Origin of the sequence: Bacillus sp. 220_BSPC, from assembly GCF_001054655.1 — a bacterium.
GTDB classification, from domain to species: domain Bacteria; phylum Bacillota; class Bacilli; order Bacillales; family DSM-1321; genus Peribacillus; species Peribacillus frigoritolerans.
In genome coordinates, this window is sequence record NZ_JVPL01000137.1 from 26,597 (window position 1) to 50,257 (window position 23,661).

Below are 23,661 nucleotides of genomic sequence, written 5' to 3' on the forward strand. Positions count from 1 at the left end.
GATCGGTCGTTTTTTTATTGGGTTATTTTAAATTTTCCGGATTTAAATTTTCCAGTTCCGGTAAAACGAAGCGTCCGTCCTTACGTATCAAGACGTCATCAAAGTGGATTTCCCCGCCGCCATATTCAGGCCGCTGGATATTGACCAGGTCCCAGTGAATGTCTGAATGGTTTCCGTTAAAGGCATCATCATAGCATTGTCCTGGAGTGAAATGAAAACTTCCATCAATTTTTTCATCAAAGAGGATATCTTGCATCGGGTGTAGAATATAAGGATTTACACCAATTGCAAATTCACCGACATATCGTGCGCCTTCATCAGTATCAAAAATTTTGTTGATGCGTTCCGTATCATTCGCAACCGCTTCAACGATTTTTCCATCCTTGAATGTCAACTTCACGTTTTCAAAAGTAAAACCCTGATATGGGGAAGGAGTATTATACGAAATCACTCCATTGATGGAATCTTTAACTGGAGCCGTATATACTTCACCGTCAGGAATGTTCAGCTCACCCGCACATTTGATGGCTTTAATGTCTTTGATGGAGAAGGTTAGATCCGTACCGGGCCCAGTTAAGCGGACCTTATCCGTTTTATCCATCAAGTCGACAAGGTTGTCCATTGCAGCGCTCATTTTGCCATAGTCGAGGTTGCAGACTTCGAAATAAAAGTCTTCGAATGCTTCTGTGCTCATTTTGGCTAATTGGGCCATGGAATTTGTCGGGTAGCGAAGTACGACCCATTTTGTTTTTGGCACGCGGATATTTCTATGTACTTTACCGACTGTCTGTCCATGAATCGCCATCTTCTCGGAAGGGACATCGGATTGTTCATTGATATTATCCCCGGCACGAAGCCCGATATAAGCATCCATCTGCTTCATTACGTTTGCTTCAAACTCACCCATCATCTTGTACTGTTCTTCTTTGGCACCCATCAGCAAGGCCCGATCCACTTGGTGGTCCTTTAATAGGACGAATGGGTAACCACCTGCTGCATAGGCTTCATTCACAAGTGCGTTAACAAGTTCACGCTGCAATCCAAAGTTTTCGATCAAGATTTTTTCACCTTTTTGAAGCTTCACGGAATAATTGATTAAGTTTTTGGCCAATGTACCAATTCTGGGATCTTTCATAAAAAATACCTCCATTGTTTAAATTCGACTTATCTTTTCTATCATACCCGATTTCCTGCCATAAGTGTCACCCATGAATTTCAAGGAGGAACTGGATGCAGACAACAATATTTCCAGATTAGGGTTTGATAGGGTATATTGAAAAAATAAATACGTTTATAATAATAGGGAAGGGGTAATTAATATCTAACAGCTATTAAATAAGTCGATTTTTTTCGGAGGTGTTCCAATGGAGATTATTTTATACGTAAGTGCTGCTGTTGCAGCGATAGCTTTTTTGGTACTCGTTATTTTTCTAACGAAGGTACTGACATCACTTCAAACTACCCTGGACAGTGTGGCCCGGACGCTGACAGGACTAGAGAGCCAAATGCAGGGCATAACGCTCGAAACTACTCAGTTATTACATAAAACGAATACGTTGGCCGAAGATTTGCAGCAAAAGTCAGAAAACCTGAACACGGTGGTGGATGCGGTGAAGGATGTAGGTACATCCATCTCCAGCTTTAATTCTTCCATCCAAAAGGTTTCCCATAAAGTGCAGGCTGAGATTGATAATAATCAAGAAAGAATCTCACAAATTGTACAATGGAGCAATGTAGCCATGGAGATCAGGGACAAATGGAAGTCCAGGAGCAAACAGGCAGCCCCGACCCCGACTGAAAGGGCAGAGTTAGAAAGGGAAGCGCTGGAAACAGATAACTTACCTAAAAAAAGGTTTTTACGTTCTAGATCATAAAATCTAGTTAAATAAAAATGAACTGAAAATTGAAAGGGGAATGTATTATGACTCAAAAAGAATTTCCGACAAAGGACTATCAGAAATCATATGAGGACGAACGCGACTCGATCAATTCTAAGGACTTTATGATTGGCGCCTTGATCGGCGGGATGATCGGAGCGGCTACAGCTTTGTTCATGGCTCCGAAAACAGGCAAGGAATTAAGGAATGACTTCAATGAACAAGCTAGAAACATTTCCGAGAAAACAGAAAGATTAAGACAAACGGCGATGGAAAAAGGTACAGTCCTTGCTGATACTGCAAAAGAAAAAACAAACTCCGTCACGGAAATCGTTTCAAATAAATCTTCGAATATCGTCAACAAAGTGAAGAGCCTGAAAACAGGAAAAGAAAACGGCGACGCTGCTGATGATACAACGAATTCAAGCAATAAGGATATTGATGTAACCGGAACTACCGATGCTCCTATCGTATCCGTCGAAACGAACTTTGCTAACAGCAATGATTCGGAAAATAATCCTGCAGATCCTACAAGCGGAAACAAGAATGCGGCAAAATTAAAACTTGATGAAGCGAAAAAGGCATTTGATGAAACGGAGAGTAAACTAAAGAATTAAACCCCCTGTCTTCCTTTAATGGGAATGAAGAGTCATTAAGGGACGAAGAATAAGGCGGTGAAGTGCTTCGATGGCTTCATCGCCTTTTTGATGGTAAAATTTATATGACAAGGAAAGGAGACTGCTATATGGTCATGAGCAAAATCGAAACAGAAGAACAATTCAATGAGCTTCTAAAAGAGGATACATTCCTGCTTTTCAAGCATAGCGTAACATGCCCTGTAAGTGCTGAAGCATTTGAACAATATGAGAGGTACATCTTAGGGAACGAACAACTTAAAACGGCCTATTTGGCCGTCCAGGAAGCTCGTCCACTATCCAATTATGTGGCAGATACTTTTGATGTCAAACATCAATCACCTCAGGCCATCCTTTTTAAAAGTGGAAAACCTGTCTGGAATGAATCTCATTGGCGGATTACATATGATTCATTGAGCAAGGCCATTACAGAATGAATGTGAAGGCCGGATCCCTTTGGTAAGGGGTCCGGCCTTTTATTATTCCATTGATTGGAGGGCCTAAGGATGTTAATCCTGGGGAAACCTTTTCTAGAGTGGCCCTTCCTGTTCATTTCGCTAGGCAAAGCTTCTCTGCTCAATTCTGGATGGCTCCCAGCAAGTGGCAGAAAATTTAAACTTTTCTATGCTCTTGTGAAAAATGATCAATTAAATGATAGCTTTCCTGTTCTATTTCCAATATAATTCCTACAACGGATGTGTTTCAATATTCTGTGTAATCGTTTTTCTGGAATGAGTGGCACCTAGTTTTATGCATTTATAACTTTAATGCTTAAAAGCGTTTAATTATTAAAGAAAAATATAGTGACTTTTATGGACACTTCATTTATAATTGATTTAATCATACATGAAATATTCTAAATTTTTCATTGATAAAACAATCGGGGTGGATGTTCGAGGATCCGGATGGGATTTTTTTTAGTTTGAGTCCGCTGAACCGATTTCTATTTTAAAAAACGAAGGGATGGATTTGTAATGAGCAACAAAGAGCTTGATGGACTTCGTAATCAACTGGATGATGTGAACCTTCAGTTATTACATCTTATTAATCAACGTGCTGAACTTGTACAGGAAATTGGTCGCGTTAAAGAAAAACAAGGTGTAAACCGTTACGATCCGGTCCGTGAAAGAACAATGCTGGATCTTATCGAAGCCAATAATCAAGGACCGCTTGATCTTGGTTCGATTAAACATATTTTCAAAGAAATCTTTAAATTGGGCTTGGAGCTGCAAAAAGATGATCAGAAGAAAACGCTTCTTGTATCAAGAAAACAAAAAGCTGAAGACACGATCATCGACATCAAGGGTGAATTGGTAGGTAACGGGATCCCTAGCTTCGTTTTCGGACCATGTGCCGTTGAATCTTATGAACAGACAGCTGCGGTGGCGGAAGTCATTAAAGCTAAAGGTTTGAAATTGATGCGCGGCGGTGCCTTTAAGCCACGTACATCTCCATATGACTTCCAAGGGCTTGGTTTGGAAGGTTTACAAATACTTAAACGCGTTGCTGATGAATACGGCTTGGCTGTCATCAGTGAAATCGTGAGTGCCAATGATATTGAAGCGGCGATCGATCATATCGATGTCATCCAAATCGGGGCTCGCAACATGCAAAACTTCGACTTGCTAAAAGCGGCAGGTGCAGTAAATAAACCTGTTCTGTTAAAACGCGGACTGGCTGCAACGATTGAAGAGTTCATTCATGCAGCGGAATACATCATGTCGCAGGGCAATGGCAACATCATCCTTTGTGAACGCGGTATCCGCACTTACGAAAAAGCAACAAGAAATACACTTGATATCTCTGCTGTACCGATCTTAAAACAAGAAACACATTTACCGATCATGGTTGATGTAACGCATTCAACTGGACGTCGCGATCTATTGCTTCCTACGGCTAAAGCGGCTCTTGCAATCGGTGCTGACGGTGTTATGGCTGAAGTGCATCCGGATCCTTCCGTTGCCCTATCGGATTCTGCTCAGCAAATGGACTTCAAACAATTTGATGAATTCTACGATGAAATTAAACGTTTGAACTGGGTAACTGTTTAAGCTAAGAATGTCTTTAATTGATCTACTTACGGCCCTTACCAACTTGGCAAGGGCTTTTTTTAATGGTAAAATACTAGTTTTTGCAGAAAAACCTTCGAAATAAGCACTATTGGATTGCAGGAAAGATTCGACTATCGTATGATAAATAACAAGAATGAGAACTGTTCGGAAGATTGAGTCATACATAAAGTGATATCTATGTGAATTTTATACTTGAATAGGGTATTGAATATTTGACTGAGAAGAGAGTAGGACTGCTTTTTGTTAGGCAGATCGTTCCTAAAATAATCTTCCTTATAGAGAAAAACGCATAAAAGATTTTTTTCCGAAATAATTCGGGTCTTTTATGGGGAAAATGAAAGAAATGGAGGAATGGATGAATGAATAATATAACCATTTATGATGTGGCGCGTGAGGCGAATGTTTCCATGGCCACCGTTTCCCGCGTAGTTAACGGGAATCCAAATGTAAAGCCTGCAACAAGGAAGAAAGTTTCCGATGTGATTGAAAAGTTAGGGTACCGTCCGAATGCAGTGGCAAGGGGACTTGCCTCAAAGAAAACGACTACAGTCGGGGTCATCATCCCGGATATCTCGAGCATCTTTTTTGCCGAATTGGCACGGGGCATAGAAGATATAGCCACCATGTATAAATACAATATCATTCTAAGCAGTTCTGATGAGAATATAGATAAGGAATTCCATTTGCTGAATACGATGCTTGGAAAACAAGTGGATGGTATCGTATTCATGGGCGGCAACATTTCTGATGAGCATGTCAAAGAGTTTACTAATTCACCGGTTCCGATCGTTCTGGCAGGTTCGGTGGATGAAAGCGGGCAAGTTCCATCTGTTAATATTGATTATGAGGCGGCGGCATTCGACGCAGTGACCTTCTTTGCTAATAAAGGCCACAAGCATATCGCTTTTGTAAGCGGAAACCCTTCCGCGCTGATTAATGAAATGAAATTGACTGGATATAAACGAGGATTGAAAGAAGCTGGTCTTTCATTTGATGAAAGGTATATTGTTGAAGGTGATTATACATATGATTCAGGAATTGAATCTTTTGAAAAGTACCTGGAAGTTGAAGACAGGCCGACGGCATTCATCGCCGGTGCTGATGAAATGGCGCTTGGTATTGTCCATGCCGCACAGGACAAGGGGTATAATGTGCCGGAAGACTTTGAAGTGATCAGCTTCGATAATACGAGATTGACATTGATGGTGCGTCCGCAAATCACGACGATCGTTCAACCTTTATATGATATTGGTGCGGTTGCGATGAGGCTTCTTACAAAGTTGATGAATAAAGAACAAGTGGAGGAAGGTCTTGAAAAAGTGATCCTGCCGCATCGGATTGAAAACCGTCAATCAACGAAATGAACTGGTTTGGAGAGTGTCCCGAGGGCACTCTCTTTTTGTTACTCTTGACCGAACAAAAAAAGATCGTTTTTCAACGATCTTTTGGTTAACTTTGTTCATTGCTTTTCGATGTTTGCTTGGAAGACCTGATGGGATAAAGGGCCTTTTCAAGCGTCAGGGCATTCTTCTCGGTAATTTCAGGCTTTCTCGGAATGGGTTCGTATATATCTTCCATGTCATCCCATTCAGTCGGTAGGGGAACAGGGGACTCATGCTGCCAGCTATCGAGCCATTCCTTTGATAGGGGACCTGAAATATCATTATTCGTCATCTCAAGCCAGACCCTCGCCCAAGCCCTCGGGACGACGCGCCATATATCATATCCGCCGCCGCCTACTGCAATCCAGCGTCCTTCGCAATACTTATGGGCCATTTCATGGGCCAACTTTGGTATTTCCCTAAAAATCTTCATGGTCGCAGATAAATGGGTGAGCGGATCGTAATAATGGGAATCGGCTCCGTTTTGCGTTAATATGACATCCGGTTTGAAGTATTCAATGACCTCTTTAAAGGAAGCCCTATAGCATTCGAGCCAGGATTCATCTTCAGTGAACGCATCGACCGGGATGTTGAATGAATAGCCGTAGCCTTTTCCCTGGCCCCGCTCGTTAATCGTGCCGGTGCCGGGAAATAAGTAGCGCCCCGTTTCATGAATGGATAGGGTGCATACATCGGGATCATCATAAAATGACCATTGGACTCCGTCACCATGATGTGCATCGGTATCGACATACAAGACACGCGCCCCATATTTCTTTTGCAGGTATTTAATCGCGACCGAACTATCATTGTAAATGCAAAAGCCCGAGGCTTTCCCGCGGAAACCGTGATGCAGGCCACCGCCAAGATTAAGTGCGTGCAGGGACTGACCGGTCATGACGGCATCCACAGCGGTCAAGGTACCGCCTACAAGCAAGGCGCTTGCTTCGTGCATTTTGGGGAAGATAGGGGTATCCTCTGTTCCCAGTCCATAATTTACTGCCTTATCAGGGGGAAGCTTTCCCTGGCCCGCTAATCTGACAGCGTTTACATAATGGTGATCATGGATCAGTTCCAATTCTGCATCGGTAGCCATTCTGGGCTTGATAATTTGATCATCATTGATGGCATGGTGTTTTTTTAATAAATCAAGCGTGAGTTTAAGCCGTTTTTGATTGAATGGATGCTCATCGTTGAATTTGTAGGTAAGGAGTTCATCCGAATAGACGAAAAGGGATGTATCATTCATGTGAAATCCCCGGTAGACTAGGCCATAAAACGGTATAGCCTTCTTTCTTCAAATCCTCCACCACCATAAATGGATTCATCGTCTGTACACGAATTACAAGAATTTTATAATCGGTTCCATTTTTTTCAGGATAAACAAGGGTGCTCAGGATATTCGTATTGCGCTTTTTGAAAATATGGGCAATATCATGAAGGGAACCTGCCTTATCCGGGATTCTGATTTCGATTTGGGAACCGGGCTGATTGACTCCTGTCAACTCAACGTATGAATGAAGTAAATCAGAACCGGTTATGATGCCCACTAACTTCCTGCCCTTTACGATTGGAAGGCAGCTGATATTGTTATCACAAAAAACAGCCCCGATTTCTTCCACGAAATCAAGCGGGTGCCCTGTGATTATTTCCGTTTTCATGATGCTTGATAATGGTTTTTGTAAATCATTTTTGTATTCTTCGGTACGGAAAATAGAAGGGGCAGCATCCCGAATATCACGGTCGCTGACTAATCCCACAAGTTGAAAGCTGTCATCGACAATGGGTATATGGCGAATTCGTTTCTCCCTAATGATCAAGACAGCGCTATGGATGGTATCCGTTGGAGTGAGGGTGATGATATCCTCATTCATTATTGTTTCAACAATCATTTTCCTTCCTCCTCTTCCTCTCCTCTTTAATACATAAACCGATTCATAAAACGCAATTGGTCGAACTTCTGGATGGATTCCGGCGGGACTCTTTTGCCAATTCGGGCCATCAGGCAGTTGGCCGGGTGGGAACTGATTTCAGGATCATCTGTTGCAAAGTAGACCAAGCCACCAACGCTCATCATTTTTTCCATGACCTTGCGATAGTCCCAAATATTCAGCCCTGTCCCTTTCAAATCCCAATGCCAATAGTATTCAGTGGTGATGATGATGAAGTCTTCAACCGAATCGTCTTCCATTGAAAGGCGGATCAGGTTCTTCCCGACGGAGGCACCCCGGTATTTAGGGATGACCTCGATTGCACCAAGCTCAATCAGGTCCTCCATCTTGATTTCCGACCAGCGCTCCAAGGGATCGGGATATAAGTAAGTTACATAACCCACGATTGTTTCATTTTCACGGGCGATGAAGATCCTGCCCTCAGGCAAGTCTGCTATCTCTATTAACGCTTTATGCTGCAAAGCAGGGGGGCGAAAGGCGACCAAGTCTTCGTGAAACTCATAAGCGGACATTTTCTCGCCGCTTAACGGCCCCTCGATGATGAGCGTTCCGCTTAATGTCTGCAGTTCCTTAGTGTAGAAGGTCTTACTATATTCCATTCTTTCACCACCCTTGTTATATAGTGATCTTACACTCTCGCATTCCGAAGCATCGCTTTTAAACCGAATGGAAAGCTTACATAAATTATACATGAAAACAAGGGGCATAATTCAGAAAGTTCAAGGCGCTTTTGTTACAGTGCTCCTTCTTCCCCGGCTATCATATGGATCCACCTTGACCATGACCATATACCAGTATCTTTCAACATTCACCAAGAAGGGATTTCCCTAATATGGAAGTGATTAATATTTTAAAAATTGAGATAATTCGATTCTTATACTATAATAAAAATATAGAGCCGAATGAAGGGGGAGTTTGTCGTATGAATGTGAAAGCGTTACCAGTAGTGGAAGGTAATTTTAATTTAAAGAATTATGATGAAAAATACAATAAGTTTGACTGGTCTGAGACGGAAAAGGAATTCTCCTGGTCTGAAACCGGTAAAGTGAATCTTGCGTATGAAGCCATTGACCGCCATGTCGAAACATACAAAAAGAATAAAGTGGCCCTTTATTACAAAGACGATAAAAGAAATGAAAAGTATACATTCAAGGAAATGAAAGATTATACGAACCAAGCGGCCAATGTATTCAAGAACATTGCCAATGTGGAAAAAGGTGATCGTGTTTTCATTTTCATGCCTCGCTCCCCGGAGCTGTATTTTGCATTGTTGGGTGCGATTAAAACGGGAGCGGTCGTGGGGCCGTTGTTCGAAGCCTTCATGGAAGGTGCCATAAGGGATCGTCTTGAAGATAGTGAGGCAAGTGTGATTGTGACGACACCTGAACTTTTGCCGCGCGTGCCAGTGGATGAATTGCCCCATTTAAAGCATATTTTCTTGGTGGGGGAAAATATAAAAGAAGAAGGAAAGTACCATCACTTCAATAAGAAATTAAAAGAAGCCGACAAAAAATTCGACATTGAATGGGTCGATCGGAATGACGGTTTGATTCTTCACTATACCTCCGGTTCGACAGGAAAACCAAAAGGGGTGCTTCATGTTCATAATGCGATGATCCAGCATTATCAAACGGCAAGATGGGTCCTTGATTTGCAGGAAGAGGATGTGTACTGGTGCACAGCGGACCCTGGTTGGGTGACAGGGACGTCTTACGGGATTTTTGGACCTTGGCTGACAGGGACCTCGAATGTCATTGTGGGCGGGCGTTTCAAGCCTGAATCCTGGTACAAGACCTTGGAGGACTTTGGTGTCACGGTATGGTATAGTGCACCGACTGCCTTCAGGATGCTGATGGGCGCGGGTGACGAGATCGTTAAGCGGTTCGATTTAAGCACTCTCCGCCATATTTTAAGTGTCGGTGAACCGTTGAACCCGGAAGTGGTGCGTTGGGGAATGAAGGTATTCAATCACCGGATCCATGATACATGGTGGATGACGGAGACCGGGGCTCAGGTCATCTGCAATTATCCTTGCCTGGAAATCAAACCGGGTTCGATGGGTAAACCGATTCCTGGCGTGAAAGCGGCAATAGTGGATGATCAAGGCAACGAGCTTCCGCCGCATAGAATGGGGAACCTTGCCATCAAGAAAGGCTGGCCTTCGATGATGAAGACCGTCTGGAAGAATGAAGCGAAATATGAATCTTACTTTATGCCAGGTGATTGGTATGTTTCCGGAGATTCCGCATATATGGATGAAGATGGATATTTCTGGTTCCAAGGCCGTGTTGATGATGTCATCATGACGGCAGGGGAGAGGGTCGGACCTTTCGAAGTGGAAAGCAAGTTGGTCGAGCATCCAGCTGTAGCTGAAGCGGGGGTCATCGGTAAGCCGGATCCGGTTCGGGGGGAAATTATCAAAGCGTTTATCGCCCTTCGTGACGGATACGATGCGAACGATGAGTTGATTGAGGATATTCGTACATTTGTAAAACATGGTCTAGCAGCACATGCAGCACCTCGTGAAATTGAATTCAGGGATAAACTTCCTAAAACACGAAGCGGTAAAATCATGCGCCGTGTCTTGAAAGCTTGGGAACTTGATTTGCCAACCGGTGATTTATCATCGATGGAGGATTGAGAAACTGAGTCATACGGATTATTGAAAATGAAAAAGGCATCCATTGTCACTTTCATGGATGCCTTTTTGGGAGATTATAAGGAAACAGGCTGTCGGGGGTTACCCGACAGCCTGTTTTAGTTCAAGTGTGTCATTCTTCCTCTTCTTCCGCTTTATCCGTTTCTTGCTCTTGATCCTTGACTGTACCTTGATCTTTGTCAGTCTCTTGAATTTCTTTATCTGTATTCTCTTTGTTTGTGTCTTGAACTGGCTCTTTTTCTTTATCCGTTTCCGTTTCTTTTTCTGGTTGTATATCTTTTTCCGGTTGTTTATCTGTATTTTTATCTGGACCGTTCTCTTCTTTTGAGTCTGTCTTTTTAACTTCGTTAACTATTTTATCTTTTCCGCGATCATCTTTATTTTTCGTGGAGTCTTCTTTGGAACTTGTCTTTTTAGCGCCGCTTTCAACATCTTGGGAAGGGGCTGATTCTTTACCGACAATGTCGACGGCCGTTACGTAATAAGATCCGCCAGAGCCGACTTTGTAAACAAGATTCTCCCCAGCATTGATGCTCGCCACTTTTTTGCCGTCTTTATAGACACGATAACCGACGACATCTCCTTCATGATGCAAGCCCCATGTAATCTTATCGTTGCTGATCGTTATGGATAGGGGATCTGGTGCTTTGCCATTATCATTCAATTTCGCTGTCGCCCCGACGACATTTCCTGATTTTTCGGCTCCGGGAATCACAGATCCCGGGTCAACGACATATTTCAATCCGATATCTGCAAAGGAATCGGGATTCAACATGAACCCGCCGCTTGTGAATTCGCCAGGCGTTTGCGGAAGGGCTGCGTAGCGTTTGCTGCCGACTGATACATATTGACCATCTATGAAACTATCATCCGCCCTGGATGGAGCATATTTCGCGATGAATAAATCCGATTTGACAAGCCCGGCCTTTTGGCATGAGCTTGAAGGCAGCAGTCCTGAAACGCCACAGAAGGAACGGCTGACAATTCCGCCCGGCCTTTCAAATCGCTTATCGGGGTCGATGAGTTTAGGGTCGACTTTATATGCGGCATTGATCAAATCTGCCCAATAATACATATTACGTTTATTATATTCAAGACCATTATAAGTCCCTTGCAAGGATTTCGGCTTGTCATAACCGAGCCATGTCCCGAACGATACATTCGGGTTGCTGGCTACAAACCAGGCATCCCAATAGTTTTGTGAAGTACCGGTTTTACCTGCCCAATCACTTGAGAAAGCAAGGCGGTTCCTGACCGAGGCCGCCGTCCCGCTGTTTACGACATCACGCATCATATCAAGCGTCAGGTAAGCGGCTTGCGGAGAGAAAACATCCACTGGTTTCACTTTATGCTGATAGATGACTTTACCATCTTTCGAAACGATTTTATCGATCATATAAGCATCGATGAATTCTCCTGAATTGGCAAAAGTGCCATATGCATTGACGTTTTCTTCAACGGTTACACCTTTTTCCATCGCACCTAATGACACGGCAAGATTGGAGTAATCCCCTTTCGTCACGGTGGAGAAGCCCATTTTTTCCAAATACGAAGCGGGGCTCAGGTTGATTATTTTCTTGTAAAAGAGCGCTGCCGGGATGTTATAGGAATTCTTCAGGGCCTCGCGGGCAGTCGATACTCCCGTATAGCTGCCGCCGCCATAGTTTCCTGGACTCCACGGTTTGCCGCCTGTTGGAATGGAGATCGGCACGTTGGCCGATACGCTGCCAGGCGAGATCTTGCCTAGCTCGATGCCTGGACCATATATCACCAGCGGCTTCATCGTTGATCCGTTCGAGCGCAATGATGCGGTGGCGTGGTTCGTCTGTTCCCGCTTGAAATCGCGGCCGCCTACGAAACTGATGATTTTCCCTGTTTTATTCTCGATAAGAATCGCTCCGGCCTCTACGGGCTGGCTTACTGTCTTCATTTCCTTCGTATCCGGGTCGGGGACTTGCGCCAGTTTATCGTACCCGAAATTCGGATAGTTTTTCGTTACTTCCTGCATCTTGTCATAAATCTTTTTGTTGACGGTCGTATAAACCTTATAGCCATTTTGCCGCAGCTTACGGTCGGCAAGTGCTAGATATTGAGCTTTTAAATCATCATTCTTTAAATCTTTCTCTTCATATCCATCTTCTTTTGCCAGACTGACAGAGAGGATTTCGATGGAGCGTTTTTCGATTTCATAGGTGAGCCATGGATATTTCTCGGATGGCATCTCCGTTTTACCGATAAAGTCTTTTGTAATGTCGTATGCGTTTGCTTTATCATATTCTGCTTTTGTTATGTACCCGTTACTATACATCCGCTTTAAAACGGTTTTCATCCGGTTGATGCCGGGCTCTTGATTTTCCTTCAATTTTCCTTTCTGGGTATATGGTGTATATCCGAAAGGGCTTTGCGGCAATCCAGCGATAAAGGCTGATTGGGGCAGTGTCAGATCTTTGGCCTCCACGCCAAAAATACCTTCAGCGGCGGACTCGACCCCGGCGATGTTACGGCCTGAAGAGTTTCGTCCCAAAGTGGAGACGTTTAAGTACGTTTCCAAAATTTCTTCTTTTTCAAAGAACTTTTCGACCCGGAGTGCAAGAAGAATTTCTTTTGCTTTCCGTTCAAACGATACTTCGTTGGTCAGGACTTGGTTTTTAATGAGCTGCTGTGTTAATGTACTTCCTCCCGATTGGACGGTTGCATTCGAAAATTCCTGGTAAATCGCACGCAGGATGGCTTTCGGGACAACCCCGTCATGCTCATAAAAATACTCATCTTCTGTAGCGATGACTGCATTTTTAAGATGCTCGGAAACTTTATCGATGGACACTTCCTCACGCTCAAGGTCACTCTTAAGCTTGCCCAAGTATACTTCATCTGCAAAGTATACTTCAGAGGTCTCTTCATAATTGTAAATGTCTTTTTTCAAATCTTCTTTTGAGCGTACTGGCTCATCATTGACGAGGGCAGCGAAATAGCCGGCTCCGACGCCGCCGGCGAATGAGAATCCTAGGATCCCGACAATAATGAGGATCAGTGTTAAATTCCAAATGACTTGGTATGTAACCCGCGCGTTCTTATGTGTTTTTTCACTTTGGAAAAAACGGGTCAGCTGCTTCCAGACTGTTTGAAATCTATCTTTTTGATTATTATTCATCGTATCATACCCCCTGAAATCACATATATTATAGCATATAACAGGTAGGGGAAAGGGCATCTTTCTTATTTTTCTATAATCTGTAAGGGTGATGTTGACAAGGATTCTTATGTATGATAAAAGTTTATTAACAACAATAAAATGATTAAATGATCGCGATGATAGGACCCAGTAGTCAGACTATCCCTGTTTCAGAGAGCCGGTGGTTAGTGGAAATCGGTACAAATGGTATGATGAATTACTTCCTGGAGCATTTGCTGTGAAATGATTAGTAGCAGGAAACGGCTGACGACCGTTATTCGTCTTGAGCGGAGGGCATATTATGTCCTCAAGTTGGGTGGTACCGCGAATTCATTCGTCCCTTCATATTTATGAAGGGGCGTTTTTGTGTGCTTTTTGCGGGTTTTTCTAAGATGGAGGAGGAATATTTAATGGAATTGCTTAAAGACCTCGAGTGGAGAGGAATTATTTATCAACAAACGGATGAAGAAGGTTTTAAGAACCTTTTGGAAAAAGAGAAAATTTCTTTATACTGTGGTGTCGATCCAACTGCGGATAGCATGCACATCGGTCATCTATTGCCATTCTTGACATTGCGCCGTTTCCAGCAGCACGGTCATCGTCCCCTTGTGCTGGTAGGCGGTGCGACAGGACTCATCGGTGATCCAAGCGGTAAAAAAGAGGAACGTCAGCTGCAAACGCTGGAAAAAGTGCTTTATAATGCAGACTGCATAAAAGGGCAGTTATCCCATATCTTTGAATTCGACGGTGAAAATGGTGCGGTCATGGTCAATAACTATGACTGGATAGGCAAAATCGATATGGTTACGTTCCTGCGTGATTACGGGAAATACATCGGCATTAACTACATGCTGGCAAAAGATACGGTTGCTTCCCGCTTGGATACGGGAATTTCCTTCACTGAATTTGCGTACACGATTTTACAGGGAATTGATTTCGGTCATTTATACAGCAATTACGACTGTAAATTGCAAATAGGCGGCAGTGATCAATGGGGCAACATTACGACCGGCCTTGAAATGATCAGGAAATCCAATGATGAGAATGCCAAAGCATTCGGTATGACGATCCCGCTCGTAACGAAAGCGGATGGAACGAAATTCGGTAAAACGGAAGGCGGAGCGATTTGGCTTGACCCGGAAAAAACGACTCCGTATGAATTTTACCAATTCTGGATCAATACGGCAGATGCAGACGTCGTGAAATACCTGAAATTCTTCACATTCCTGTCTCGTGAGGTGATTGAAGAGTTAGAGCAATCCGTACAAAACGAACCGCATTTGCGTAAAGCGCAAAAAGCTTTAGGGGAAGAAATGACCCGTTTGATTCATGGTCAGGAAGCTCTTGACCAAGCAATCAAAATCTCTGCCGCCTTATTCAGCGGTGAGGTGAAGAATTTAAGTGCAGCGGAAATCAAATTGGGCTTTAAAGATGTCCCTAGCTTCGAACGTGAAAGCAAGGAAGATATCGGTTTGGTCGATTTAATCGTTGAAGCGAAAATTTCGCCATCAAAGCGTCAAGCCCGTGAAGATATTCAGAACGGGGCAATCTCCATAAATGGGGAGAAAGTGACCGATCTGCAATATGTAGTGACGGAAGCTGCCAAGATTGAAGGGGAGTTCATCCTCGTTCGTCGCGGCAAGAAGAAATACACATTAGTGAAATGATTGTCCAAAGCCCGGCTGAATCCCAGCCGGGCTTTGTTCTGCAAAGATGTTTAGGTGCAAAAAAAACCCCATCCAAGGATGGGGTTTTTGAAGTTATTAACGAGAGTAGAACTCAACGATAAGAGCTTCGTTAATTTCAGCAGGCAATTCAGAACGTTCTGGTAAACGAGTGAAAGTACCTTCTAATTTCTCAGCATCGAAAGTAAGGAAATCAGGAACGAAGTTAGTTGCTTCAACTGATTCTTTGATGATTGAGAAGTTGCGTGATTTTTCACGAACTGAGATTGTTTGTCCAAGAGACACTTTGTAAGATGGAATGTCTACGCGGCTTCCGTCTACAGTGATGTGACCGTGGTTAACAAGTTGACGTGCTTGACGACGTGTACGAGCTAAACCAAGACGGTAAACTAGGTTGTCAAGACGTGATTCAAGAAGAATCATGAAGTTTTCACCATGTACACCTTTAAGTTTGCCAGCGCGGTCGAACATTGTGCGGAATTGACGCTCAGTGATTCCGTACATGTGACGAAGTTTTTGTTTCTCTTGTAGTTGCATTCCGTATTCAGAAATTTTTCTACGTTGGTTAGGACCATGTTGTCCTGGAGCATAAGGGCGTTTTTCTAATTCTTTACCAGTACCTGTTAGGGAAATTCCTAAACGACGGGATAGTTTCCAGCTTGGGCCAGTATAACGAGCCATAGGATGACTCCTCCTTTAAATGTTTTTATTTTGGTAAAATAAAAACCGTGTGAATGTACGATCATGACCATTTTGTTTTCATGTACCTTCGCCCTAGCAGCAGAGGGTTACGAGATACACCTCTGGATTGAGGAACAAAATGAGAACATAAAGGCTATCACATAGGCTGCAATATTTTACACAAAGAGTATTGTATAATATTCTGCTCAATGAGTCAAGGACAGTTGTGATAATTATAGAATAGAGAATGGCGGCAGGAAAAATACAATTTTATCATGAGAAAATGAATGCAACAATTATGGATGGTTTCCGGGATTGCTTGGGAGCCCTTGCCACGGGTTTCCTTTGCATCATTTAAAAGTGAAATGTCAAAAGGGCGGTTGAGAAGTTATATATTGAGAAGGGTTCAGTAAAGGGTTTGTACCTGGGTACTGAAATGGAAAAGGGAGCAGGCATGGGTTGCCGCTCCCTTTAACTTTTATAGATGATTGGAAAGGATTTCAGCGAACTTCTCCAGTCCTTGCTGATCCATTTCGTCAAAACGGTCCGTTATCGGGCTGTCGATATCGAGGACACCAAGCAATTTGCCATCCTTCATGAGCGGGATGACAATTTCAGATCTTGATGCCGCATCGCAGGCGATATGTCCAGGGAATTGGTGGACATCCTCAATGCGCAGGGTTTTTTCAGTTGCCGCTGAAGTTCCGCATACGCCCTTGCCCATTGGAATGCGGACACAGGCCGGAAGCCCCTGGAAGGGTCCTAGTATTAATTGGTCTTCTTCATATAAATAAAAGCCAACCCAGTTAATCTCATCGAGAAACTGATTAAGTAAAGCTGCCGCATTGCTTAAATTGGCTATCCTGTTCGTTTCATCTTCGATTAAGGCAAGTAGTTGTTTTTGGACCAGTTCATAGTTTTTTTCTTTTTTTCCTTGATACATTTCGACATTAAACAAAAGCGTTCACCTGTCTTCCTCATATTTTTACAGCACTTTCTAATCATGATGCTCCATTGTTGGGAAATTGTCGAGAACTTACTAAAGGATTCAGGCTCTTTCGTGAAGAAGTAGTCCATAAGACTTGTCTCAAAGAAAGCGAGGGATTGCCTGAATGAATCGCCAGACGCCAACGAAACAAGCCATTGTGGATGCTGCATTGCATTTATTTCATTTAAAAGGCTATCATGCTACATCCATACGGGATATTGCGAATAAAGCGAAAGTGAACGCTGCCAATATTGCCTACTATTTCAAGAATAAGCAGGGGTTGCTGGAATTCTGTTTCACTTCCTATTTAGAAGAATATATCCTGGTCCTTGAGACGAACATGACGCTGCTTGAACTTAAAGGCCCGCAGCAATGCTTGATGAACCTTGTAAAGGATATCCTCGCTTTCCAGAGGGAAAACTTCCTTGCTGCACGGTTCATATATGGGGAATCTTCACTCGATTCCAATTTAAACCGTGAAATTCATTCGACTTATTTTACAAAGGAAAAGTCTTATTTTCAATATATATTGGAACAAGGAATCAAGAGCAGGAGTTTCCAGCAGGTCTCCGTTCCCATGTATATGCTGCAGTTGAAGGGATTATTGACGGCCCCTGTCCTGCATACCCATTATGCGATGGATGTGCTTCATGTATTCCCGCAGGAAGCGTATTATACGAATATTTATGCCAATGAAGTCGGGCGTTTTCTGCAAGATACCCTTTTCATTGCCGAAGACCTGCAGCCGCTGTTAGCTGGCCGGGGCTGAAGTGTAAACATGAGTTACCCATTATACCCTTCAATCAGTGCCTGGTGGCCCTGACCCAAATCTTTAGCCTGATGGGCATCGGAACCGTAAATGAGCGGAATGCCGAGTTCTAAAGCACGCTTTGCAAATCGTTCAGGAGGGTAGGGTTCACCGCATAGCGGCTTTACAAGCCCAGCTCCATTATAATCCAGTTCATACCTTTGATCCTTGATCATTTCGAGAACCTTGTAAACCCGCTCGTCAAAACTTGATGCCGGCGGATATCGATGCTGGAATTTATGGACAAGCGTAATGTGCCCGATCCGTTTTGGTTTATAAATGCCTAAATCAGTTTCTATTGACTTTTCCAGTGTATCGTAATATTTGGCATAAACCGATTCCACTGAACCTAGTTCATTGGCAATCTCAGCGAACCCAATTTCGCTGAAATCGATGCAATGCCAGCTGTTTTGATGCTTGATGAAGTGAACGGAAAGTATACTATCATCAAGGAATTCTCCGATTTCGTCGAGGAATTCTTTTGTTTCTTTTTCATACCCCTCTATAAAGTCAACCTCCAGACCTGTTTTGATCAGGATTTTGTCTTTATAGCGTTCTTTCAGTACGCGGAGCTCTTGAAAGTAATTCAGGAGCAGGGCAGCGTCCATCCCGCTGTCTTTTTCAGGCGTAGGATCTTGAAAATTTCGTGGCAATGGAGCATGTTCCGTAAATGTGATTTCCTTTAATCCTAGCTCGATTCCCCGCGTAATATATTCATCGAATTTATCCGTAGAGCCGTGAGGGCAAAACGGAGTGTGCACATGACCGTCAGCTTTCATGGTCCTTCCCTCCCAAAAAACAGGTATTTGTAGCAATTTTCTACAAAAAAATCATTTTTCTCGTCAAAAATTATTGCTAACATGGTATCATAAAAGCATTAAATTTAACATTTTTACAATTCATATATAAATAGCAAGACTGTAAGGACTAGAACAGGGGGCTTACCATGGATTACATAATTGGGGTAATTGTATTAATTTTGATTTTCATCATTTGGGGTTATTTTTTCAAAAAGAGATATTTTAAAGAAATCGATCGACTGGAATCCTGGAAAATAAGCATCACGCACCGCCCCGTGCTGGAAGAGCTTTCTAAAGTCAAACAATTGAACATGACAGGTGAAACAGAGGAAATGTTCGAAAACTGGCGCATTGAATGGGACGCCATCATTACGGATCATATGCCCGAAGTCGAAGAGCTTTTATTCGATGCCGAGGAATTCGTCGATAAATACCGTTTCAGCCGATCAAAAGAGATACAGCGCAAAATTACAGTCAAGCTGAATGAAATAGAGGAAATGATCAAAAAGATCCTATACGAACTGAATGAACTCGTAGGCAGTGAGGAAAAGAATCGATTGGAAATTGAGGATATCAAAGAATCCTACCGTCAATTGAAGAAATCCCTGCTTGCACACAGGCATAATTATGGGAAAGCGGCTGATAAGCTGGAAAGCTCCTTGGATGAAGTGTTGCAGATCCTTCAGAAATATGAAGAAGAGACCGTGAACGGCAATTATTTGAATGCGAGGGAGCTTGTTCTCACCATTAAGGACAAATTGGCGGTTCTGTCAGTTAAAATGGAAATGCTCCCAAAATTATTGGTTGATAGCCAATCCGAGCTGCATTCCCAGCTTAATGAATTGAAGGATGGTTATGAGGAGATGTCAGGACAGGGGTACCTGTTGAGCCATATCCAATTCGAGCAGGAGATATCACGGCTTGAGGAAGAACTGGATCTATATAAAACACAATTGGAAAATGCCGAAACGGAAGCAGTGGAAAAAGGCATTAAAGAAATGCGCGAAAGCATCGAGGTTCTTTATGACCTTTTGGAAAAAGAAGTACTTTCAAAACAGTATATCTTGAAAAATGATGAAATTCTCAGGAAAACGATTAGTGACCTTGAATATGAAAACGATAAACTTAAAGTTGAAACCATACATGTTCAACACACGTATCATCTGACGGAAAATGAGCTCGATGCCCAACGGAAAATGGAAAAGCAGATTGCCCAGATTTCAAAACGCCATCAATTGCTCGTCTTGAAAATGGAGGATAATGTGATGGCAAGCTCGCTTATCAGCGAAGAGATGCAGGGGCTTGCAGTACAGTTGAAGGAATTACAGGAAAATCAGAAAGACTTTACCGTTAAATTACAGGCTTTACGAAAAGATGAAATGGATGCCAGGGATTCACTGGCAGAATTGAAGCGCAAAATGGTCGATACTGGACGTTTAATTTCAAAAAGCAATATTCCAGGTCTTCCAGAAGAGTATAAAGTGGTGCTTCAGGATGCCAAAGAAAGCATGGATGACGTTCAGGGTAAACTTGAAGAAAAGCCTCTTGAGATGGCCGCTGTTTATATTTATTTGGAAAAAGCGGTTCAACAGGTTGATAAGGTCCACGAAAAAGCCCAAGAATTGATCGAGCATATGTATTTGGCCGAAAAGGTGATCCAATTTGGAAATCGTTATCGAAGCAGCCACGATATGGTAGCCGAGAGCCTAAGGGAAGCCGAAGCGAAATTCCGAAGCTATGAATATCAAGCCGCATTGGAAACGGCAGCCACTGCCATAGAAAAGGTCGACCCAGGCAGTTTACAAAAAATCGGGGCGAACATAGAAGAAGTCCTTTCCTGAAAACCCGCCATGGCGGGTTTTTTTTCTTTTTATAGCTTAGGTGGGAAGTTAAATCATTCTCGGGAATAAAAAGAAGCAGGTATCCTATCATTCTTGGACCAGTGTTTTACATTCTCTTTCAAATTCAATTATGTTAATATTAGAAGTTGCAACAGCAACATTGAAACTTATATTTAGAAGAGTGACCATCATAGATATAAAAACATGGAAGGTGAACCCATGATTTATTTTGACAATAGTGCAACAACAAAACCGTATCCCGAAGTAATCGAATCATTCATGAAGGTTACTTCGGACTATTTCGGGAACCCTTCTTCGCTTCATGGACTTGGGGTGCAATCCGAAAAACTGCTTTCCGCTGCCAGAAAGCAGATTGCTGATTTATTAAAGGTGAAGAGTTCGGAAATATATTTCACTTCCGGGGGAACGGAAGGAAATAATCTTGCCATTAAAGGGGCCGCCCACTCTCAGGGAAATCGCGGCAAACACATAATCACGACAGCGATTGAACATCCTTCTGTAGAAGATGCATGCCAATCACTGACAAGAATGGGATATGAGATCACATATCTTCCGGTTAACGAATTTGGACAAATTGATGTAACCGATCTTAAGGATGCATTGAGGGAAGATACCATTTTGGTTTCCGTCATGCATGTTAATAATGAAGTTGGCTCGATACAGCCGATTGCTGAAGTGGGCAAATTGTTAAAACAATACCCAAACGTGCTCTTTCATGTCGATAATGTACAGGGAACAGGCAAGGTTTCCTTATCATTGCGTGAAGCCAATGTGGATTTATGTACAATTTCCGGCCACAAGGTTCACGGTTTGAAAGGGACGGGCATCCTGTATGTTCGTGAAGGCGTTCGGGTCGATCCGCTTTTCCATGGTGGCAATCAGGAAACGAAAATCAGGAGCGGCACCGAAAATGTTGCGGGAATCGTCGCCCTTTCGAAGGCTTTGCGTATTAGTATGAACAATCAATTGCTGTATCATGATAAGCTTCAGCAAATCAAAACTTATTTATATAAAGGTTTGAAGGAAATGGACGGGGTGTTGGTTAACAGTCCCGAAGAGGGTGCACCCCATATTGTGAATTTTTCCGTGCCGGGACTTAAATCCGAGGTATTGCTGCATGCACTGGAATCGGAAGGAATATATGTTTCGACGACTAGTGCCTGTTCTTCGAAAAAAAGGACGGTAAGCAAAACGGTGGACGCGATGTTCCATCATTCAGCTCGTTCCGAAAGCGTCATCCGTATCAGTACTACCTATGGAAATGAACTGGAAGAAGCAAAGCAAGTTCTGGCGGCGATACAGAAAATAGTCGCTAATTTAGAAAAAATAATGAGGGTTGCTAAATGAAATTTGATCATATAATTATCCGTTATGGAGAAATCTCCACTAAAAAAAGAAACCGTAAAGGCTTTGTAGACAAAATGAAGGCACATATCCGCTGGAGTTTAAAAGGTATAGAAGGCGTAGTGCTGACAGCCAACCGGGAGCGGATGTACGTTCTCCTGAACGGTGCTGACCATGTGCCGGTCATTGACCGGTTAAAAGGCATTTTTGGAATACAGTCATTAAGCCCTGCAATAAAAATAGAGCGTGATCTGGAAGTGATGAAAACGGCAGCCTTGTATTACCTTAATCATACCCTTGAAGAGGTAAACACGTTCAAAATCACGACAAAACGCGCCGATAAGGATTTTCCATATAATACCGATGAAATTAACAGGGCAATCGGCGGGCATTTGCTCCGAAATACAGAAGATTTAAAAGTCGATGTAAAGAACCCTGATTTGAACCTGCTAGTGGAAGTGAGACGCGAAGCCGTGTATTTGACAGGTGAAATCATCCAGGGTGCAGGCGGTCTTCCATTCGGTTCAAGCGGGAAGGCGATGCTGATGCTTTCAGGCGGGATTGATAGCCCTGTTGCAGGCTTCCTTTCGATGAAACGGGGATTGGACGTGGAGGCGATCCATTTTTACAGCCCGCCGTTCACAAGCGAGCGTTCACGTCAAAAGGTCATTGATTTGGCGGGCAAGCTGGCAGAAATAAATGGAAGCATGAAAGTGCATATCGTTCCATTTACGGAAATCCAGTTATTGATTCAAAAACAAATCCCGGAAAACTACTCCATGACTACAACCCGTCGTTTAATGATGCGGGTCGCCGATCGAATCCGTGAAAAGGAAGAAGCCATGGCACTGATTACCGGTGAAAGCCTTGGACAGGTTGCGAGCCAGACGATGAGCAGCATGTTTGCCATCAATGAGGTGACGAATACACCGATCCTGCGTCCGCTGATTACCATGGATAAGACAGAAATCATCAAAATAGCAAGAGAACTCGATACTTTTGAAATATCCAATCTGCCTTACGAGGATTGCTGTACGGTCTTTACGCCGGCAAGCCCAAAAACGAAACCGAAACGTGAAAAAGTCAATTACTATGAAAGCTTCGTCGACTTTGAATCCTTGATCGAAAAAGCGGTCTCCGAAACAGAAATATTAACGGTTAAACCGGGCCAGACTTTCGATAAGGAAGAAGCGATGGAAGACTTATTTTGATATCCTTTAATTACCAATAAAAATGTGCGAATGAAGCCATGTGTTTTAACACACTCTATAATCACAAGGAGGTGAAACACACATGGCAAACAACAACAGCTCAAACGAATTATTGGTACCTGGAGTTGAACAAGCTCTACAACAAATGAAATATGAAATCGCTACAGAATTCGGCGTACAACTTGGTGCCGACACAACATCTCGCGCTAACGGTTCAGTTGGTGGAGAAATCACAAAACGCCTTGTTCAAATGGCTGAACAACAATTAGGCGGAGGTTTCAACAGATAATTTCATAAATATGGCTACAGAGAGCGGGTTTTAACACCCGCTCTCTTTACGTTTGCGGACTGAATTCGTGGACGCCGATTTAATAAATTCCTTAGTTTTACTACATAATTGTTTACTGTTTTATATAATATTAAACCTTATTGGAATGAAGAAATGTGCGACACACCTGCTAGCCGAGACCCCACCGAAAGGGAGTATGTGTAATGATTTCCACTCCAGGCACTCGCTTTCCGCGGGCGGTCCG

Annotated in this window: 20 protein-coding genes and 1 other annotated feature; of the genes, 12 read left to right on the forward strand and 8 right to left on the reverse strand. The window is 43.0% G+C overall.

The window, feature by feature from the left end:
- Positions 1 to 22: 22 nt before the first annotated feature.
- Positions 23 to 1,135, reverse strand: coding sequence for an aminopeptidase (locus ADA55_RS09000; RefSeq protein ID WP_048682256.1), 1,113 nt, complete (start codon positions 1,133 to 1,135; stop codon positions 23 to 25).
- 229 nt (positions 1,136 to 1,364) lie between these two features.
- Between ADA55_RS09000 and ADA55_RS09005 the strand changes: the two genes are divergently transcribed.
- The 5 genes from ADA55_RS09005 (at position 1,365) to ccpA (ending at position 5,948) form a co-directional block, all read left to right on the forward strand.
- On the forward strand, positions 1,365 to 1,874 hold the full coding sequence (locus ADA55_RS09005; protein ID WP_034309251.1) for a DUF948 domain-containing protein: 510 nt from the start codon (positions 1,365 to 1,367) through the stop codon (positions 1,872 to 1,874).
- A 47-nt stretch (positions 1,875 to 1,921) separates the two neighbouring features.
- Entirely contained in the window at positions 1,922 to 2,494 is a 573-nt protein-coding gene (locus tag ADA55_RS27735; protein ID WP_034309249.1) for a YtxH domain-containing protein, read from the forward strand.
- Between the two features lie 128 nt (positions 2,495 to 2,622).
- The gene (ytxJ, locus tag ADA55_RS09015) at positions 2,623 to 2,949 is read left to right on the forward strand and encodes a bacillithiol system redox-active protein YtxJ (protein WP_048682259.1); all 327 of its coding nucleotides are present in this window, start codon (positions 2,623 to 2,625) and stop codon (positions 2,947 to 2,949) included.
- 537 nt (positions 2,950 to 3,486) lie between these two features.
- Positions 3,487 to 4,563 carry a bifunctional 3-deoxy-7-phosphoheptulonate synthase/chorismate mutase gene (locus ADA55_RS09020; RefSeq protein ID WP_048682262.1) on the forward strand — a complete coding sequence of 359 codons (1,077 nt, stop codon included), beginning with the start codon at positions 3,487 to 3,489 and terminating at the stop codon, positions 4,561 to 4,563.
- A gap of 380 nt (positions 4,564 to 4,943) precedes the next feature.
- Entirely contained in the window at positions 4,944 to 5,948 is a 1,005-nt protein-coding gene (gene ccpA, locus ADA55_RS09025; protein WP_048682265.1) for a catabolite control protein A, read from the forward strand.
- An 85-nt stretch (positions 5,949 to 6,033) separates the two neighbouring features.
- On the opposite strand, the gene ADA55_RS09030 is transcribed toward ccpA, so the two are convergent.
- From ADA55_RS09030 to ADA55_RS09040, 3 genes are read right to left on the reverse strand one after another with little or no spacing between them, the layout of a single operon-like run.
- Positions 6,034 to 7,215: an acetoin utilization protein AcuC gene (locus tag ADA55_RS09030; protein WP_048682269.1), complete on the reverse strand. Its 1,182-nt coding sequence runs from the start codon at positions 7,213 to 7,215 to the stop codon at positions 6,034 to 6,036.
- Complete coding sequence (locus ADA55_RS09035) at positions 7,208 to 7,858, reverse strand: acetoin utilization AcuB family protein (protein ID WP_048682272.1); 651 nt, start codon at positions 7,856 to 7,858, stop codon at positions 7,208 to 7,210. The genes ADA55_RS09030 and ADA55_RS09035 overlap by 8 nt, the downstream gene beginning before the upstream one ends.
- A 26-nt stretch (positions 7,859 to 7,884) precedes the next feature.
- A complete protein-coding gene (locus tag ADA55_RS09040) occupies positions 7,885 to 8,517 on the reverse strand; it encodes a GNAT family N-acetyltransferase (RefSeq protein WP_048682275.1) in 633 nt (210 codons plus the stop codon).
- Positions 8,518 to 8,840: 323 nt separating this feature from the next.
- On the opposite strand from ADA55_RS09040, the gene acsA reads away from it, so the two are divergent.
- Positions 8,841 to 10,559 carry an acetate--CoA ligase gene (gene acsA, locus ADA55_RS09045; protein WP_048682278.1) on the forward strand — a complete coding sequence of 573 codons (1,719 nt, stop codon included), beginning with the start codon at positions 8,841 to 8,843 and terminating at the stop codon, positions 10,557 to 10,559.
- A gap of 130 nt (positions 10,560 to 10,689) precedes the next feature.
- Here the strand turns inward: acsA and ADA55_RS09050 are convergent, their stop codons facing one another.
- Positions 10,690 to 13,728, reverse strand: coding sequence for a transglycosylase domain-containing protein (locus tag ADA55_RS09050; protein WP_065421128.1), 3,039 nt, complete (start codon positions 13,726 to 13,728; stop codon positions 10,690 to 10,692).
- A 149-nt stretch (positions 13,729 to 13,877) separates the two neighbouring features.
- Positions 13,878 to 14,094, forward strand: a binding site (T-box leader).
- A 65-nt stretch (positions 14,095 to 14,159) separates the two neighbouring features.
- Here ADA55_RS09050 and tyrS point away from each other — a divergent pair.
- Positions 14,160 to 15,416 carry a tyrosine--tRNA ligase gene (gene tyrS, locus ADA55_RS09055; RefSeq protein ID WP_034309231.1) on the forward strand — a complete coding sequence of 419 codons (1,257 nt, stop codon included), beginning with the start codon at positions 14,160 to 14,162 and terminating at the stop codon, positions 15,414 to 15,416.
- A gap of 96 nt (positions 15,417 to 15,512) precedes the next feature.
- Here the strand turns inward: tyrS and rpsD are convergent, their stop codons facing one another.
- Together rpsD and ADA55_RS09065 are read right to left on the reverse strand one after the other, a co-directional pair.
- Positions 15,513 to 16,115, reverse strand: a complete 603-nt coding sequence (rpsD, locus tag ADA55_RS09060; RefSeq protein WP_034309220.1) for a 30S ribosomal protein S4 — start codon at positions 16,113 to 16,115, stop codon at positions 15,513 to 15,515.
- Positions 16,116 to 16,593: 478 nt separating this feature from the next.
- Positions 16,594 to 17,073, reverse strand: coding sequence for a GAF domain-containing protein (locus tag ADA55_RS09065; RefSeq protein WP_034309218.1), 480 nt, complete (start codon positions 17,071 to 17,073; stop codon positions 16,594 to 16,596).
- 154 nt (positions 17,074 to 17,227) lie between these two features.
- On the opposite strand from ADA55_RS09065, the gene refZ reads away from it, so the two are divergent.
- Entirely contained in the window at positions 17,228 to 17,872 is a 645-nt protein-coding gene (refZ, locus tag ADA55_RS09070) for a forespore capture DNA-binding protein RefZ (protein WP_048682281.1), read from the forward strand.
- Between the two features lie 14 nt (positions 17,873 to 17,886).
- On the opposite strand, the gene hisJ is transcribed toward refZ, so the two are convergent.
- A complete protein-coding gene (gene hisJ, locus ADA55_RS09075; protein ID WP_048682284.1) occupies positions 17,887 to 18,690 on the reverse strand; it encodes a histidinol-phosphatase HisJ in 804 nt (267 codons plus the stop codon).
- A 167-nt stretch (positions 18,691 to 18,857) separates the two neighbouring features.
- Between hisJ and ezrA the strand changes: the two genes are divergently transcribed.
- From ezrA to ADA55_RS09095, 4 genes are all read left to right on the forward strand, one after another.
- Entirely contained in the window at positions 18,858 to 20,552 is a 1,695-nt protein-coding gene (gene ezrA / locus ADA55_RS09080) for a septation ring formation regulator EzrA (protein WP_048682287.1), read from the forward strand.
- Between the two features lie 219 nt (positions 20,553 to 20,771).
- Positions 20,772 to 21,920, forward strand: coding sequence for a cysteine desulfurase family protein (locus ADA55_RS09085; RefSeq protein WP_048682290.1), 1,149 nt, complete (start codon positions 20,772 to 20,774; stop codon positions 21,918 to 21,920).
- Positions 21,917 to 23,128, forward strand: a complete 1,212-nt coding sequence (gene thiI / locus ADA55_RS09090; RefSeq protein WP_048682294.1) for a tRNA uracil 4-sulfurtransferase ThiI — start codon at positions 21,917 to 21,919, stop codon at positions 23,126 to 23,128. The genes ADA55_RS09085 and thiI overlap by 4 nt, the downstream gene beginning before the upstream one ends.
- Before the next feature lie 82 nt (positions 23,129 to 23,210).
- Positions 23,211 to 23,417 (forward strand): alpha/beta-type small acid-soluble spore protein, encoded by a 207-nt coding sequence (locus ADA55_RS09095; protein ID WP_034309203.1) that lies wholly within the window; start codon positions 23,211 to 23,213, stop codon positions 23,415 to 23,417.
- The last annotated feature ends 244 nt before the right edge of the window (positions 23,418 to 23,661 follow it).